This window comes from Desulfonatronum sp. SC1, from assembly GCF_003046795.1.
Lineage (GTDB): Bacteria > Desulfobacterota > Desulfovibrionia > Desulfovibrionales > Desulfonatronaceae > Desulfonatronum.
The window spans coordinates 121,769-135,693 of sequence record NZ_PZKN01000008.1 but is presented as its reverse complement, the minus strand read 5'-3'; the positions used below and the strand labels follow the sequence as shown (position 1 = coordinate 135,693).

The window sequence follows — 13,925 nt, the reverse complement described above, 5'->3', positions numbered from 1 at the left end:
TATAAAATTAAACGTTTTTTTGACAAAAAAGCAGAGATATCAGTAGGGTCTTACGCAAAGGGCCAGGTTAACATGCAGAAATTATTGCGGAAAAGGCTGGATTTGGCGCGATGCGGTTAAAGTCCTGTCTGATTCTCCGAGCTTGCGTATCCAACGGATCGATCATCCAAACAGGAATATCTACATTCACTTTCTTCTGTTCCCATCCCGGGCGGAAACCTTTACTCACTTCCTGATATTCACTGATGTCTTCACCCGCATCAAATTTGGCGTCGAACTCCTCCAACTTTTGTCCTACGGGCCGGGGCTGTGCGGCGCGACGCAAGGAGCGTCTGCACGAGCGCCTTGTTATGCCTTTTCTCTTCAATGATACGCCCCACATTCGCACAAATATTCTTCATTCTCTAGACGACTTTTACCGTAATCTGATTCTCCGTAACAATTTGGCCATATTGCGATAGCAGTGGTGATGCTCTGTCGTCAAAAATAGCCTCTTCAGCCATGGTCTCTCTATATGGCTAATTTCGTAACTTTAATTGCCCTCCAGGTCATTTCCATTTTTTTTGGGTTCATATCCCAAATCTTCATTACCTCGACTGCGGCTCCGTGCATTTCCTGCACGACCAAATCGGGGGCGACAAAGGTGTTTCCGACAAAGGCAAAGCCTTTCGGATTAACCCGTAGTTCTCCGACTTCTACCTCAAGACCAGGAAGAGTTATCGGCTCAGTTGGTGCAGCCTCCAATACCTCTGTACTATCAGTAGTGTTGGCATATGTGACTGAGACCCAGTCACCAACTGAAGGAAGGGATTTGGTGGCATAAGTGCCTTTTCGTACGGGAATTTTTAGGCCTTCCGAGAGATATACATTAAAACCCTTCCCAGACTTGTGTATTGAGGCAACAATACCCGTTTGAGTGGTGGTTTTGTCATATAGAAGATTATTTGCTTGCGCACCTGCGGTACTGAAAAATTGATCGAGATTGACTGTCCCAGCTGCCGAGGCATCAAACCATGGTTGTGCCATCAAATCCTCATACTCAGACTTCAGTGTCCAACCTTCGCTGGAATAGATGTCGGCAATAGAGCACAAGAGTGCAGAGGCTTTTTCAGGTTCACCCTGACTCGCAAGTAAAGAGGCCAAGGAGCCACGCATCTTGACCGAAAACTTGGCCTCTCGGCATTCACCCAACCCTTTTGCGAAACAAGCAACTGCTTTGGTCGGGTTCGAGTCGATATAAGTGGCGGCCAGTGCGCCCCAGGCCCAAAACTCCGATACTTTGGTTCGCACAATGGGTAGCACGAGGTCTCTGGCGGCCTCGTAGTTCCTAGAGCCAATCAAGCACTTGGCATAATCATAGTGAAGCCAGGTTTTGTCGTGGTCTTTGGCCCTACTGTTGGCCATATCCAGGAACGATAAAAGAACTGCAAGATCAATATTCCATTCTTTCCGATAGGTTAGCCATCCCTTTGCAGCCGCTCGTGCCTGCTTTACCACTTGGCTTGGGCTTTCGTATTTCTCGCCCTGATAGGGCGTGAAATCATCGGGCCAGACGAATAGGTTCTCACTGTGGTTGAGCACAAATCTAATAAAGGCCTCATAGTGCTCACCGTTTTCCCTGAATAGGTTGAAGAAACGAAAATTAAGCTCTTCACAGGGAAGGGGTAGATCAAGCTTTTCGATACAAGAGATCCAGCTGGAAATATCTTGCTGTTCCTGTTGAGTTGGCGCTTTGTTGTTTCTATGTGCGATGCGTTCCTGAATCGCCTTTATGCCATCGTAGCATGCCCAATATAGGCTCCGTTTGAGAAAAAGATTGCCTGGCTCATCTTGCAGCGCAGGATGTCCGGTATTCCATGCATCTACCGGTTTGCCACTGTGCCTGAGTTTCTTGATGGTTTGAAATATGGTCATTTGCCTTACACCGAGTCGATAAGCTCCTGAACAGTGGCAATGAGGTTTTCGTCACTACTTCGTACGGGCCTTATCGAGCTGGCCAATCCCGTTTTTCCTACATTGATCTCCAATTCGAGGGTGCCCTGACTGTGGTTAAAACCCACTTGCGCTCGATAGGCACTTTCTTTCACGCCACTTCGGTTGAAACCGGCTGGCAGAAGAAGATCATCAAGGGCTTGGACGGCTTCCTTTACCTCCCAGCTTTCAAAGCTATCGACGCCATAGATGCAGTCTTGCAGCTTACGAAGTTCAGCCTGATCAACACCTTCGGCAACCCAGGTGATGTTCGATACTGTGAAATCACCCTTATAAGACATTCTCGCCACGACTTTCTGACCCTGGGCATTCATGAAGACGTAATGCTCCTGATAGGCATGCTGCGAAATAGACTCTATTTTCCAGCAAGAACTTCCCAAGCGGTCGACAATCGCCAGAAGCAGCGCAATCAGTTGAGGCTTTGCATCGGTTAGCCCCTTAGGTGGAGGTAGCCTTGCCTCACTGTTAGTTGGTTTTCGATCTTGGTCGTAATGGAGCGGTCTGGTCAGATTGAAAGGTCCAATCTTGCACTGGGGGTTCGCCTTGAAAACACACTGCGTCAGTGGGTTGAGATCAGGATATTTTTGAAGTGAAAGCTTTGCCGATGAACAGGTCGCAGCGGTGTATAGATAACGAAAGTATTCATCATTATGATGCGATTCGCCTCCGGAGCTACGTTCAGCGTTCAGGATGACATGACTCCATTCACGCCCCTGCCCCCTGTGCACCGTCATCGCGTAAGCAAACCGGATTCGCGCTGCATTAAAATAGCCACTACAAATCACGCGACGATTAACTAAAAGGTCAAAGCGTTCTTTCTCGGCCTTGTATCTTGACTTATCTGCCTCGTCATCCGATTCCTTCAATCGAGAAAGCTTTTCTTTCAGATCACCTAGGTCTTTCTCTGCCTGCTGGCGGGCAAAGATGTTCATGGCAATGAGCTGATCTGAAGAGAGTTCCGGTTTTTCGGCACTCAAATAGTCTGGCAGGTAACGTACATTGACCGAACCCAATCCAGGCACCTTGCAGCGCATCAGCCTGAAGCGCAGGTCGGTCGGTTTGTCCCGCCCTTTCAACAGTATGGAGTGGACCTCTTCCTGGTCGGAAATCCACTCCACAACGCCGATGTCGCCTGCATTGACGTTGGATGATTCTTGCACGTTAATCTCAGACGGATCATATGCATCGGGTACCACCGGAGTGCGATTATGAAAATCGATCCGATCACCGACATCAAGGCTGTGAACCCCCTGAGGGCGCAGCGCCTTTTTGACCGCCAAATTGATGCGATGCGCTGCCTCGTTCAAAGCACAAAGATAGACCGTATGAAAGTATCCGGTAGATAGCTCATTCGGAAGGTTAGGGTCTTTGTCCACCTCACTAACCTGATCACCGTCTGACTTGGGAAGGCGATTGTAGTGTTTGTGCTTTAAGTGCTCCGCCAATTCGAACTGGAAATCGAGAAGACCCTGCTGCTCGGGATCGGGGCGCAGCTGTTCATCAACGACCACCCGTACCGTTTTGAGCTCTCGTTCCTCAAACACCTGACTATGGATAAAGCTGAGTTTGAGATCGCCTCGCGATAACTGGTAGGGATCACCAACTAGCAGCATCTTGGGTGATGTTTCACCCACGGCCTCCAGTAAATCATTAACCAGATGACCCGTTCCAAATCGGGTAGTGTCAGTTGCGAAAAAGCTATTGCCCAGGAGATGTGCCTCGACAAATATCAGGCACTTTCCCTCGACATACTGCGGGGTGAGCTTTACCTCATGCACTCCCACGCCCACACCAGAACTACTTTTCTCAATCCGGTTCGGTTGACTACTGTATAGATAGGTATAAACGGAGTGACACTCTTCAAAACCCAGCAACCGATAACGCTGCGCGATCCGTCCATTGGGCGTCAACAGGACCGGCGTCAGTCCATGTCGTTCCACTTGCTGTATGACTTCAGACAGTACGGTTCTCTTGCCCGTGTTCACCATCCCGGTAACTACCAGCGCGGTAGCATCGCCCTCCAGCCACTTTGTGGTCCAAGCCAACACCTGTTGTTGACCTTCGGTCCAGCGAAATGAAGGTGAGTCACTTTCTGAGATCGATGCTATGCTGCGGGTTTCAGGCCTTCCATCGGGGAAGTAAGGCGGCACATCAAAGGTGCTAATAAGCGTCTCAATGTCCGCATTCGGAAGATCGATTGAGGCGCTCACTATCCCATCGATGGTGCGAACGGCATGGAGCATATCGCCCACATGGAACCAGCTGCGAATCTTCGCTGGAACCTGTAGCTCATCAAACTGAATTGACTGCTGGAAAAGTGTTAGCGCAGCGATATGACCTAGGTTGGGATCAGATTTCAGTGATATTCGGTCACTGTTGATGTATTCGAGCAGGGCGAACTTGTTTGTGCGTAGCTGCTGGTAGGGATTGATGCTGTTGCCACCTTTGACGGGAACACCATCGCAGGTCCAGCGGTTGTTCTCCGAGAACTTGACCTCGCCTCCATAGTTTTTAAAGTCGATGACAATGATGGCGTTTCGTTTAATGATAAGGGCATCTAACTCCTTACCACCCACAAAGAAATTACCGAACAAGTACAGAGGCTCATCTTGCTCTGACCAGTATTGTCGCAGCAGGTCATGGAGATCATTGAATGCCTTGTTCTCGTGACTGTGGTTAAAGGCAGATCCCCTGAAGGCCTTGAAGGTCATACTTCATCCTTTGCATTGCTAATTATTTTCACCCTGTGTTTCTCCTTTTTGTTCTCGTAGCTTGTTTAGCTGCTTCTACTACTTCTTGTTTCCAGTTATCGCTCATGAGTTCATTTTACGCATAACGCAGAGGTAACGGGCCGCTTTGGAGCAGAGCCGAAGGCGGCGCGGAAAAGCGGTCCCGTTGACCGAATTGTTAGCAAGGACTTGAGTATTAGTATGCTTTCCCTTGGGATATCTCAAGATAGAATCTATACATAAAGGGCACCTTATAAACACCTTCTATTCTTGCGGCCCTAGACTCGAAGAATCCTATTTCTGCTAGTTGACTAGATATTTTTTCTGACTCACCTTTTTCGGTCCCCCATACGTCGGACAGCGAGTCTAGATTATGCTCTGCCTTATTGCCATGAAGAGCTATAATGTATTTTTTCAAAGGTGCATGCTCAGCAAATACAGTCTGTTCCGTTCTAACCTTTGAAACCTCATAAGTAGCATTCTTTATAGCTTGCCTGCTGACAATATTCGGGGGTTCGACTGCGTCGTTACCTACCTCTTGCTCCTCTATCTCTTGAGAAATTGACTCATTATAAAAGTGAATCAACTCCCTTGGCGCGACATTATTTAGTCCATCTCGAATTCGGCTTTTAATCCAGTTAAATGTATCGGACTGCTTTTCTCCAACATCAACTTGTTCGGGGAACATTTTATAAAATAAAATAAGCTGTTGATCATAGTCTGAAAGAACGTATTCTGGATCAACCACATATTTCTCTAAAATTTCATCATTTCGCAGAGCTCTTGAAACAATTAGATTCATTAGGTTTTTGTCTGTCCAACTTATTGTTGTCACTCTGGTTATATGGCTGGCCTCGCGAAAACCTTCGTTTGTTATCCTTTTCCAAATGTCGTCCCTCAAGAATACTTTTAGATTAATGGAACTGTGCTCTTCGATATCTCGATAAACCTTGAACAATGCTCTGAGTGCATTTTTTTCAAGATCAAACGAATCATCAAAAGCCACATCCAGTCTGTCACAAAGAATCCAAAAGGATTTATCTATCTTTTGTAGATGCTTACTCAAATAATCAATAAGCTCGTCAATTGAACGATACCCAGACTTTTGGTTCTCTTGGGATGGCTCTCGGAAGGTAATTTTTCCTGTAGCCCCGCCTTCTGCTGTAATTCCACCTTCGATTGAATCTAATGATATCAATCGTTTAGCGAACGCCTTTGCCCGGTTCACCAATTTTCGGAGCGTATTGTCATCCTCTATCAAACCAGCATCTATCAAGTGCATAGCAACAATTTCAGCATCGCCATCACATGCGTCGTTTTCCATTAACCAGTTTACTATCAATTGACATATATAAATTTTCCACAAGGAAACAAACTCATTCTCTGCTGTGGGAGGTTCTGATGTTATATCTGAGAACACAGTTTGCCCGGCAGGCTTTTCTGCTGAAATGAGAATTATATTGCTTTTCTCCAACTGATGTCCTTCATTCATCAGAAGGGTATATAACGCACTTTTCCCAGCGCCCTTTGCGCCAAAAATAACGTCAACCTTTCCAGAAACCAGAGAGTTCCACTGTTCCGTTTTTACGAAATATTCTGCAAGTCGTGCTGCTTCATTTTCTGCGACTCTTTCTCCAAAAGAAATCCCGCGAAGTTCCATCCCCACCCCTTCATATGTTTTCCGGTTGATAGATTGCTAACGCCCGGCTCACGCGCCGGTTTGGAGCTGCGAAGCAGCGGAAAATCGGTCGCCGTGCAGCCGATTGTTAGCGTCGATTTTCATCTTCCTTTACGGGATGCTCACCCAACTCTTCCGGAAGTTCCTCAAGTATTTCTTTAGAGTGATACTGAAGAACGATTTCACCTTTTGTTAATCTCTCCGTCCAATACCTGCCCACTAGCTTTTGCTTCGGCTTTTCAATGATCTTGAACACTGCTGTTCCATCATGCGGAACACTTCGCGCATTCAAACTTAATCTAGGCTTGCTAGTATAGGAATATGCTATGTTCTTAATCTGTCGATCCGGTTCGATAAGAAAGCCCTCAGAATAGGATGAGCTTTCCATTTCGCTTGTATACATCATGCAGCTAATATGGAAAAAAGATTGATTTACAGTGAGCATTACCGGTATAGGAGGTGGCTTTTCTCCTATCTCTGGATTTTTCCAATCTGAATATATTAAACCCACCCAACTTCCGTTCAAGTTGGGAAAAGGGACAAGCCAGCCTCTAAATATTTTAAATTTCCATCCCCACTTAATGAACACTGCCACTACCAGAAGATCAATAGTCACCACTTTCGGGACAAGTCTAAAAAAGTCTTTAGCTTTTGATAAATCTAGCCCATTAAAGTAGGCAAGTGCAATCCATGCAACCGCCGAAATTCCCACCAGTAGATACAACGAACTTTTAAGTGTCACAGTGCGCATTAGCTAAACCCAAGGTAATTCCAAGCTGCATTAGCAAACTCACGACCATCCGCGCGAGACCATTTTTGTCCTGGATGAAATAGGTAATAACAACCGTTTACTTCAACCCACCGATCAGAAGATGGTTCGTCACCCTGAAGCTGATCCCAAATATGGATAAGCATTCCGCGGAGACAGTCCGTCCATGTCGAATGAGCAAATTCTGAATCTGGACAATTGTAGGCTAGACACTCCATAAAATAGGATGGTAACTCCCGGAATGAACCATCTTGTGCCATCGCGTTCTCAATGCGCTTTAATAAACGCACTCCCTTTTTGTATGCGTAGCCCGTCCGCTTGTTTTTAGCTATCCCGTTCTCTAATTGCTGGGCAGGATAATTAACGATAGCACCACCATCAGTCTTGAATATTTTCGTCCCTTTTCTCGTCTCATATTTCATATAGTACTCGTAGCTGAAACACGGAACGACATCGGCATCAACGCGTGAAGAGCTAGAGTTTACTTGTATAGCTGTCGATCCTGTAGCATCGACTTGATTGGGGAATGTGTCTTTCAAAGCAGCGACAAGTTCTGATCTAAGTTTTGCTGGAGTCCAAATGCCTTCATATGGTTTTCCTGGAGTACTTATACCCGGCTCTTCCTCCTCCCAGTAAAGGACTTCCGTGCATTCTACTGCGATATCTACGTCACTGTCTGAGCGCACATTAGTATTGTTAGCGTAAGAGCCCTTTGCATAAACCTTAAATGAGCAATTATTGAATGGTTCGTGTTGTGAATCTAAAGCTTGCCGAATCATCCGCTCGGTTCTATCCTGTTTTTCCTGTTCGGTGTCACTCGAAGGCCCTGTCCATCTGGACAATTTATCTTCCAAGCTCATTACTTATCCTCTTGAAACGCTAACGGGCCGGGGCTGACCGGCTTCGGCCTGTACTGGAGCAAGCTCGCTTGCGGAAGGACAGGCCGAAGTCCGGTCCAGTCGGTTGTTCTCGACGCGGCATCCGCGGCGAGGGCAACCGGCTGGACGCAGTCAGCCCCGCCACGTTCCCGCGACGCGGATGCGTCGCGGGAACGATAAGCTCAGCGGTTCGGTTTTGCGGAGCGATAGCGGAGCAAAACCGAACCGCTGGAGCGTTTGGTTAGCTTTTATACTGTGTTTAATATTATGGCAATTTACGTTTTTCGGAATCAATAAACCATTCTGGTTTCTGTATTGTATCAACCAATCCGATTTTGCAATCAACAAGATTTGACACTTTAGCTGAAACAAGTTTTTCAAATGAACCAATTTTGTCCCATGCTTCATTGAAAACATAGTATTTAATCAGTCTTAGGCTATTATAGATTGTTTTAATAGCAGAAATTTGAACAGAATCTTGTACATCAATATCATTAAACCCACCATCGGCTTTTTCATAATATGCAACAACTGGAAAAATCTGAGCAGAAGGATGGACAAAACCGTTCAAAAATGAATATTGTTCATGTAATATTTCTAAAGACTCATGCAATGAGCCTATCTTCATTACAATCTGCTGATCAGCACCTTGAATTGTATGTCTTGCCCATTTAAGTCGTTCATCATAAGTTAATACTTTTCTATTCAGTTGAGGAGGGTTGTATTTCTTATCTTTATGTAATGACATTATATCCTTAATATTGCTGTTTAATCTCTTGACACCAGCTTTAGGCCAATCACTTAGCGTTTGCACAAAATCAGGGAATGAAATATCAAAAACAATTACATTTTCTCCAGTTTGGAGTACAGCTAACTTTAATTTTTGGTAAGCGACCAATAATACAAAATTATTGAAAATTGAATTAATTACTATTTCAATCAGTTGACGGATTATACATGCCGTTGTAAGAATATTATTGAAATTAATAATAATTGATTCAATTCGATCAATAATCACATTGTATAAATGCCCTTTGTATCTTAAAATACCTTGTTCGGTTTCATTCCAAATAGCTTTGACCATGTATCCTGGAAATGCAGGGAATGGAACCAAGTCAAGGCTAAAAGGTTGCGCAATTTTACTAAACATCTCAACGATCAGTTCATTATATTCTTTATGCTTATCTTGTCTTTTCTTCCATCCAATTGCATTTATCAACCTTTTATTATCAGTTAATGCTTTATTAAAACAAATAATTTTATCAAAATCATCAATTTTTCGATTTATGTAATAAATTTTATCAGGTATCAATTTTATAGGAAAATATAAATCTATCTGTGGGAAAATTTCATCACGTTCAGTTTTTATGCTTTCATATAGACCTGTTGAAGAGTAAATTGCTTTAATTTTATCGAGATCAATATTAAAAGAACTTAATGATTTCTTTCCAGATTTCAATTCATTAATATCTTTTTCCTCAATGCCATGTTCTTTTAAATAATTAAATAGCTTTTTATCTAAAAATTCTGGACTATTTAATTCTAAATTGTTTGCACAGCATTTTTTATATTTCAAATTCGATCCACAAGGACAAAGATCGTTTCGACCGATTTTTTTACTCATTCTCTTATCTTTCAACTTAATTGAAAAGCTAACGGGCCGGGGCTGACCGGCTTCGGCCTGTTCTGGAGCAAGCTCGCTTGCGGAAGGACAGGCCGAAGTCCGGTCCAGCCGGTTGTTCTCGACGCGGCTTCCGCGGCGAGGGCAACCGGATGGACGCAGTCAGCCCCGGCCCGTTCCCGCGACGCGGATGCGTCGCGGGAACGTATTTCTCACCTGACGGTGTGGAGCGGCAGCGGAACACCGATCAGGTGCAGAAAATTGTTATCTGAAAACTGGTTCAATCAAACCTTCATTACGCATTTTTTCAACAAAGGTAGGAGCATCTCCTGTAAGATGGCTACCATCATCTTTTTTTAACCCATCATTGTCCGATGCTTTAATCGGTAAACCATAGACTTCTTTAAAATGCGTTAACGCCTCTCTGCCAATTCCTTTATGAAGGTATGAACTGTCCTTTAAGTCCAAATACATCCAAGTAATGTGATAATATGATGAACCGCCTGGAAAATCTTCATCTCGATATGAAAAATTCATCTTCCCTATTTCATTATTTTTATGATCCTTCACAACCAATTCACTATCATCTGAAACATCAATAGTAACCAACCGGCCATCGTTTAACCTATATTCACGTATTTCTCCGTCATCTTTGACCAAAGATAGTTTCTTCATGACATCTCCAGATAACGTGCCGGGGCTGACCGGCTTCGGCCTGTACTGGAGCAAGCTCGCTTGCGGAAGGACAGGCCGAAGTCCGGTCCAGTCGGTTGTTCTCGACGCGGCATCCGCGGCGAGGGCAACCGACTGGACGCAGTCAGCCCCGGCACGTTCCCGCGACGCGGATGCGTCGCGGGAACAGTGTTATTATGCGGAACTCACAAAATTCCGCCCCCCAAAATTTCCGGCTTTACCACCTGCTGACTTGGCAAGCATTTTCCGAAATAAAAACCCGCACTCATACTACTATTCCAGGCTATTAAGAAGCATCCACCAGGTCCTTCTAAACGCCGAGGTCAGCATTATGCGTTGCACTGAGGTTGGCTTTATGCGGCAGCCAATGTGATCACCAAAAGAGCGGGACATAAAGCCAACCTCGGATGAAGTAACGAACCGCCCGCTCCCGTTTGGTCACTCAAGGCGCTGGGTACGCCCCAGTGAAACACCCTGAAAGGGTACCCGGTTTCACCGGGCAGGCAAGGTAAAAATTTAGGAAAGCAGGGAAAAAGCTGCTTTCAAAAAACATTGCCCCTCACCGACGGGAGGAATCTTCTTCGCGACCTTCGTGCCCTGAGCGAAGCGGGCGGTTCAACTCTGGAAATGTCAACAGGTTCTGAATCATCCCTGGCTTCGGGAAACCAACGTACCAAATGTTGAAGCCATTAAACGACATTTGGAGTGGAAGCAATCGTATGCCGTACACCATGGAACAATTCCGTAAAGACTCCATCCGAGCCCACATCAGCGAACCAGTGACCATTGAAATCCAGGTGGGCGCATTCTGAGTTACCGCGCGGCTTACTGCCCGATAAACCGCCCCGCCTCCACCTCCCGGGCCGTGCCCAGGGCGGTCAGGGTTTCCAGGTTTCCAGGATTTCGACGATTCTGGCGCGGGGGGCGCGGGTGAAGGATTTGGCGATGGCGTCGGCGGTGATTCGTGAAGAGGGAAGAAGTGAAAAGCAGATTCATAAAAAAGCCGACAGGCAATGATCGGGGCCGCTCCGGTCATTCTGGCGGATTTAGGCGATGGTGTGGCTGGCAAGACGTACACGGGCTCGTGACATGCAACGAGATTTAAAAGGATGGATTATTGCTTGAAAAAATGTCCGATGTGACATAACATGTTGCCATGCATGAAAAGCACAAGCCCTTGGCTTGGATGGCCAGTGTGCCGAAATCTCCACCCTTGTCGCACTCAGCCAGGATAGAATCGGGCTATCTTTTGAGGCTGCTTCAATCCGGACAAAGTTTGTCCCTACCCCACAGCAGGCCAATGCCTTCAATCGGCAAGCGGTGTCATGAGTTGCGGGTCGTTGATGAAGATGTCACTTGGAGGTTTTTCTATCGGATCGATGTAGACTGCATTGTGCTTATTCACTGGGAACAAAAGAAAACGCGAAGAACGCTCAAGGCGACAATTGATCTCTGCAAGGCGAGGCTCGCCGCTTATGACGACTGAATGATGGAGGGCGTGATGGAAGCAGAAAAAAAGAAGAAACTGCAATCAAAGGGCTGGGTTGTCGGGGATGTGGATGAGTTTCTTGATCTCGATCAGGCTGACTTGGAAATTATTGATATGAAGCTGGCCTTGGCCGATATCATTGTTCAAAAACGGAAGGCGCAAAAGATGACTCAGGCGAAATTGGCCGAAGCACTCGGTTCGAGCCAGTCTCGGATTGCCAAGGTCGAGCATGGAGACCCTTCCGTTTCGTTGGAATTGATGATGAAGGCCTTGATCGGCCTCGGCTCATCAAGACAAGAAATCGGGAGGGCTATTGGATAGCCCGTGCATCTTTTACTGCCCGATAAACCGCCCCGCCTCCACCTCCCGGGCCGTGCCCAGGGCGGCCAGGGTTTCCAGGATTTCGGCGATTCTGGCGCGGGGGGCGCGGGTGAAGGATTTGGCGATGGCGTCGGCCGTGGCTGGTGAGGAGGAGGCGGTCAGGATGACGCGGCAGCTCCCAATACTTCCCGGCCATCCAGGGCGATCAGGTTGCGCTCGGCCCGGCTGAAGACGAGGCCCATTTCATATACGGTCACCCCGGGTTGGTCGCGATATTTCTCGCTGCAGCCCTTGGCCCGGATCTGCTCCAAGGCCGGGTTGCCTTCGACTTCCGGGGTCTGGACCAGCTTGATCTCCATGACGAAGACATGCGTGTCCAGAATCACGGTCAAGTCGGCCTGGCCTTTGTTGGTGACGTCCTCCGGGATGATCCGGGCGTTCAGGGAGGCGAAAAAGGCGTAGAGCACCGAAGCGTAGTAGCCCTCGCAGTCCAGCAGGTCCGTGTTTGTGAAGTTCCGGTAAGGGATTGCCGCGAAGAGGCGGTGAATGACTTCACGTAGGGCCGGGAAGTCAGCAACGAGCAAGGCGTTGCGGAGAGTATCCTTGATTTGGAACTTTTCCGAGGCCAACTGGGTATATCCGGTGACCAGGGCATTGCTCAGGGCTATGCGCACTTCCCTGTTCGGCACGCTGAGCACGTATCGCTGTTCGCCATAGCGGGCCAGATTCTCGGCAATGGTCAGGTATCCAGTCTGAAAAAGCAGAGTCTCCGGCGTGATCCGGTCCACGTCGAAGGAACTGAGAATCTCCTCGCCCACCTCGATGCCTTCCAGGTTCGGCAAAAAGTAGCGCTTTTGCTGGAACAACTTGATCAGAAAGCTTGGGCTGCCGGTCTCGAACCAGTAGTTGCGATAAACCTTGCCCTTTTGCAGAAACAGCAGGACATCAAAAGGATTGTAGACCGCCTCGCCCATCCAGCGGTACCCGTTGTACCAGAGTCGGAATTGATCCAGGTCCACCCCCTCCAGATGATCGGCGAAGCAGGTCTCCAGTTCTTGCTGGGTGTAACCGCAGATGGCGGCATATTGGGAATCAATGGTCAGATCTTCCAGGTTGTTCAGACCGCTGAACAGGCTGACCTTGGAAAACTTGCTCACCCCGGTCATGAAGATGCACTGAATGTGGGCGTCCCGGGCCTTCATCACGGAGTAGATGTCCCGCAACCCTTCGCGGATTTCCCGGGCCACGTCCGGATTCTCGATGTTGTCCAGAATGGGCTTGTCGTACTCGTCGATGAGCACCACGGCCCGTCGTCCGGTCTGCTCGTGGGCCAGGCGGATCAACTCGGAAAAGCAACCGGAGTTGCTCTGAAACTGGCAGGCAGTCCCCAGGCGTTGCTGATTGACGATCAGCATCTCCCGAATCTTGTCGTCCAGTTCCTCACGGCTCCGCACCCCTCCTTCGCCGAAGTCGATCTTGATTACTGGATGGACCGCACTCCAGTCCCATTTGTCGTGAATATACAGACCGCGAAACAGTTCTTCGTTGCCCTGGAACAACTCCAGGAGCGTATCCAGGAAAAGGCTCTTGCCGAAGCGGCGGGGGCGGGAAAGGAAGTAGCGGCCTTGCTTGAGGACCAGGCGATGAACATGCCCGGTCTTGTCCACGTACACGTAGCCACCGGTGCGGATGGAGGAAAAGGTGTTGATGCCCACGGGCAGGTGCAGCATGACGAGGACTCCTTTCGATCTGTGT

At 47.4% G+C, this 13,925-nt stretch carries 12 protein-coding genes; 2 read left to right on the top strand and 10 right to left on the bottom strand.

The window, feature by feature from the left end; genetic code table 11:
* Nucleotides 1–67: 67 nt before the first annotated feature.
* The 9 genes from C6366_RS20000 to C6366_RS19535 form a co-directional block, all read right to left on the bottom strand.
* Nucleotides 68–325, bottom strand: coding sequence for a hypothetical protein (locus C6366_RS20000; protein WP_199221446.1), 258 nt, complete (start codon nucleotides 323–325; stop codon nucleotides 68–70).
* A gap of 185 nt (nucleotides 326–510) precedes the next feature.
* Entirely contained in the window at nucleotides 511–1,914 is a 1,404-nt protein-coding gene (locus C6366_RS06460) for a M48 family metallopeptidase (RefSeq protein WP_107736516.1), read from the bottom strand.
* Nucleotides 1,915–1,919: 5 nt separating this feature from the next.
* The gene (locus tag C6366_RS06455) at nucleotides 1,920–4,703 is read right to left on the bottom strand and encodes an ATP-binding domain-containing protein (RefSeq protein WP_107736515.1); all 2,784 of its coding nucleotides are present in this window, start codon (nucleotides 4,701–4,703) and stop codon (nucleotides 1,920–1,922) included.
* Between the two features lie 214 nt (nucleotides 4,704–4,917).
* Nucleotides 4,918–6,381: a hypothetical protein gene (locus tag C6366_RS06450; protein ID WP_107736514.1), complete on the bottom strand. Its 1,464-nt coding sequence runs from the start codon at nucleotides 6,379–6,381 to the stop codon at nucleotides 4,918–4,920.
* 106 nt (nucleotides 6,382–6,487) lie between these two features.
* Nucleotides 6,488–7,150 carry a hypothetical protein gene (locus tag C6366_RS06445; protein WP_107736513.1) on the bottom strand — a complete coding sequence of 221 codons (663 nt, stop codon included), beginning with the start codon at nucleotides 7,148–7,150 and terminating at the stop codon, nucleotides 6,488–6,490.
* Entirely contained in the window at nucleotides 7,150–8,028 is an 879-nt protein-coding gene (locus C6366_RS06440) for a nucleotidyltransferase (RefSeq protein WP_107736512.1), read from the bottom strand. Before C6366_RS06440 ends, C6366_RS06445 begins: the two co-directional genes overlap by 1 nt.
* A 283-nt stretch (nucleotides 8,029–8,311) precedes the next feature.
* Nucleotides 8,312–9,670, bottom strand: a complete 1,359-nt coding sequence (locus tag C6366_RS06435) for a YecA family protein (RefSeq protein ID WP_107736511.1) — start codon at nucleotides 9,668–9,670, stop codon at nucleotides 8,312–8,314.
* 261 nt (nucleotides 9,671–9,931) lie between these two features.
* A complete protein-coding gene (locus C6366_RS06430; protein ID WP_107736510.1) occupies nucleotides 9,932–10,342 on the bottom strand; it encodes a hypothetical protein in 411 nt (136 codons plus the stop codon).
* 843 nt (nucleotides 10,343–11,185) lie between these two features.
* Nucleotides 11,186–11,356 carry a hypothetical protein gene (locus tag C6366_RS19535; protein ID WP_158269676.1) on the bottom strand — a complete coding sequence of 57 codons (171 nt, stop codon included), beginning with the start codon at nucleotides 11,354–11,356 and terminating at the stop codon, nucleotides 11,186–11,188.
* 160 nt (nucleotides 11,357–11,516) lie between these two features.
* On the opposite strand from C6366_RS19535, the gene C6366_RS20645 reads away from it, so the two are divergent.
* Together C6366_RS20645 and C6366_RS06420 are read left to right on the top strand one after the other, a co-directional pair.
* On the top strand, nucleotides 11,517–11,846 hold the full coding sequence (locus tag C6366_RS20645) for a type II toxin-antitoxin system RelE/ParE family toxin (RefSeq protein ID WP_107736509.1): 330 nt from the start codon (nucleotides 11,517–11,519) through the stop codon (nucleotides 11,844–11,846).
* 15 nt (nucleotides 11,847–11,861) lie between these two features.
* Nucleotides 11,862–12,170, top strand: a complete 309-nt coding sequence (locus C6366_RS06420; RefSeq protein ID WP_107736526.1) for a helix-turn-helix domain-containing protein — start codon at nucleotides 11,862–11,864, stop codon at nucleotides 12,168–12,170.
* A gap of 158 nt (nucleotides 12,171–12,328) precedes the next feature.
* Here C6366_RS06420 and C6366_RS06415 read toward each other — a convergent pair whose 3' ends face one another.
* Nucleotides 12,329–13,900: an ATP-binding protein gene (locus C6366_RS06415; RefSeq protein ID WP_107736508.1), complete on the bottom strand. Its 1,572-nt coding sequence runs from the start codon at nucleotides 13,898–13,900 to the stop codon at nucleotides 12,329–12,331.
* Nucleotides 13,901–13,925: the final 25 nt, after the last annotated feature.

Excerpts from the sequence above, each read along its gene's own strand:
- C6366_RS06435 (WP_107736511.1), bottom strand. The coding sequence starts at position 9,670 with ATGAGTAAAAAAATCGGTCGAAACGATCTTTGTCCTTGTGGATCGAAT.
- C6366_RS06450 (WP_107736514.1), bottom strand. The coding sequence starts at position 6,381 with ATGGAACTTCGCGGGATTTCTTTTGGAGAAAGAGTCGCAGAAAATGAA.
- C6366_RS06455 (WP_107736515.1), bottom strand. The coding sequence starts at position 4,703 with ATGACCTTCAAGGCCTTCAGGGGATCTGCCTTTAACCACAGTCACGAG.
- C6366_RS20645 (WP_107736509.1), top strand. The coding sequence starts at position 11,517 with ATGCATGAAAAGCACAAGCCCTTGGCTTGGATGGCCAGTGTGCCGAAA.
- C6366_RS06445 (WP_107736513.1), bottom strand. The coding sequence starts at position 7,150 with ATGCGCACTGTGACACTTAAAAGTTCGTTGTATCTACTGGTGGGAATT.
- C6366_RS06440 (WP_107736512.1), bottom strand. The coding sequence starts at position 8,028 with ATGAGCTTGGAAGATAAATTGTCCAGATGGACAGGGCCTTCGAGTGAC.
- C6366_RS06430 (WP_107736510.1), bottom strand. The coding sequence starts at position 10,342 with ATGAAGAAACTATCTTTGGTCAAAGATGACGGAGAAATACGTGAATAT.
- C6366_RS06420 (WP_107736526.1), top strand. The coding sequence starts at position 11,862 with ATGGAAGCAGAAAAAAAGAAGAAACTGCAATCAAAGGGCTGGGTTGTC.
- C6366_RS06415 (WP_107736508.1), bottom strand. The coding sequence starts at position 13,900 with ATGCTGCACCTGCCCGTGGGCATCAACACCTTTTCCTCCATCCGCACC.
- C6366_RS19535 (WP_158269676.1), bottom strand. The coding sequence starts at position 11,356 with ATGAATCTGCTTTTCACTTCTTCCCTCTTCACGAATCACCGCCGACGC.
- C6366_RS06460 (WP_107736516.1), bottom strand. The coding sequence starts at position 1,914 with ATGACCATATTTCAAACCATCAAGAAACTCAGGCACAGTGGCAAACCG.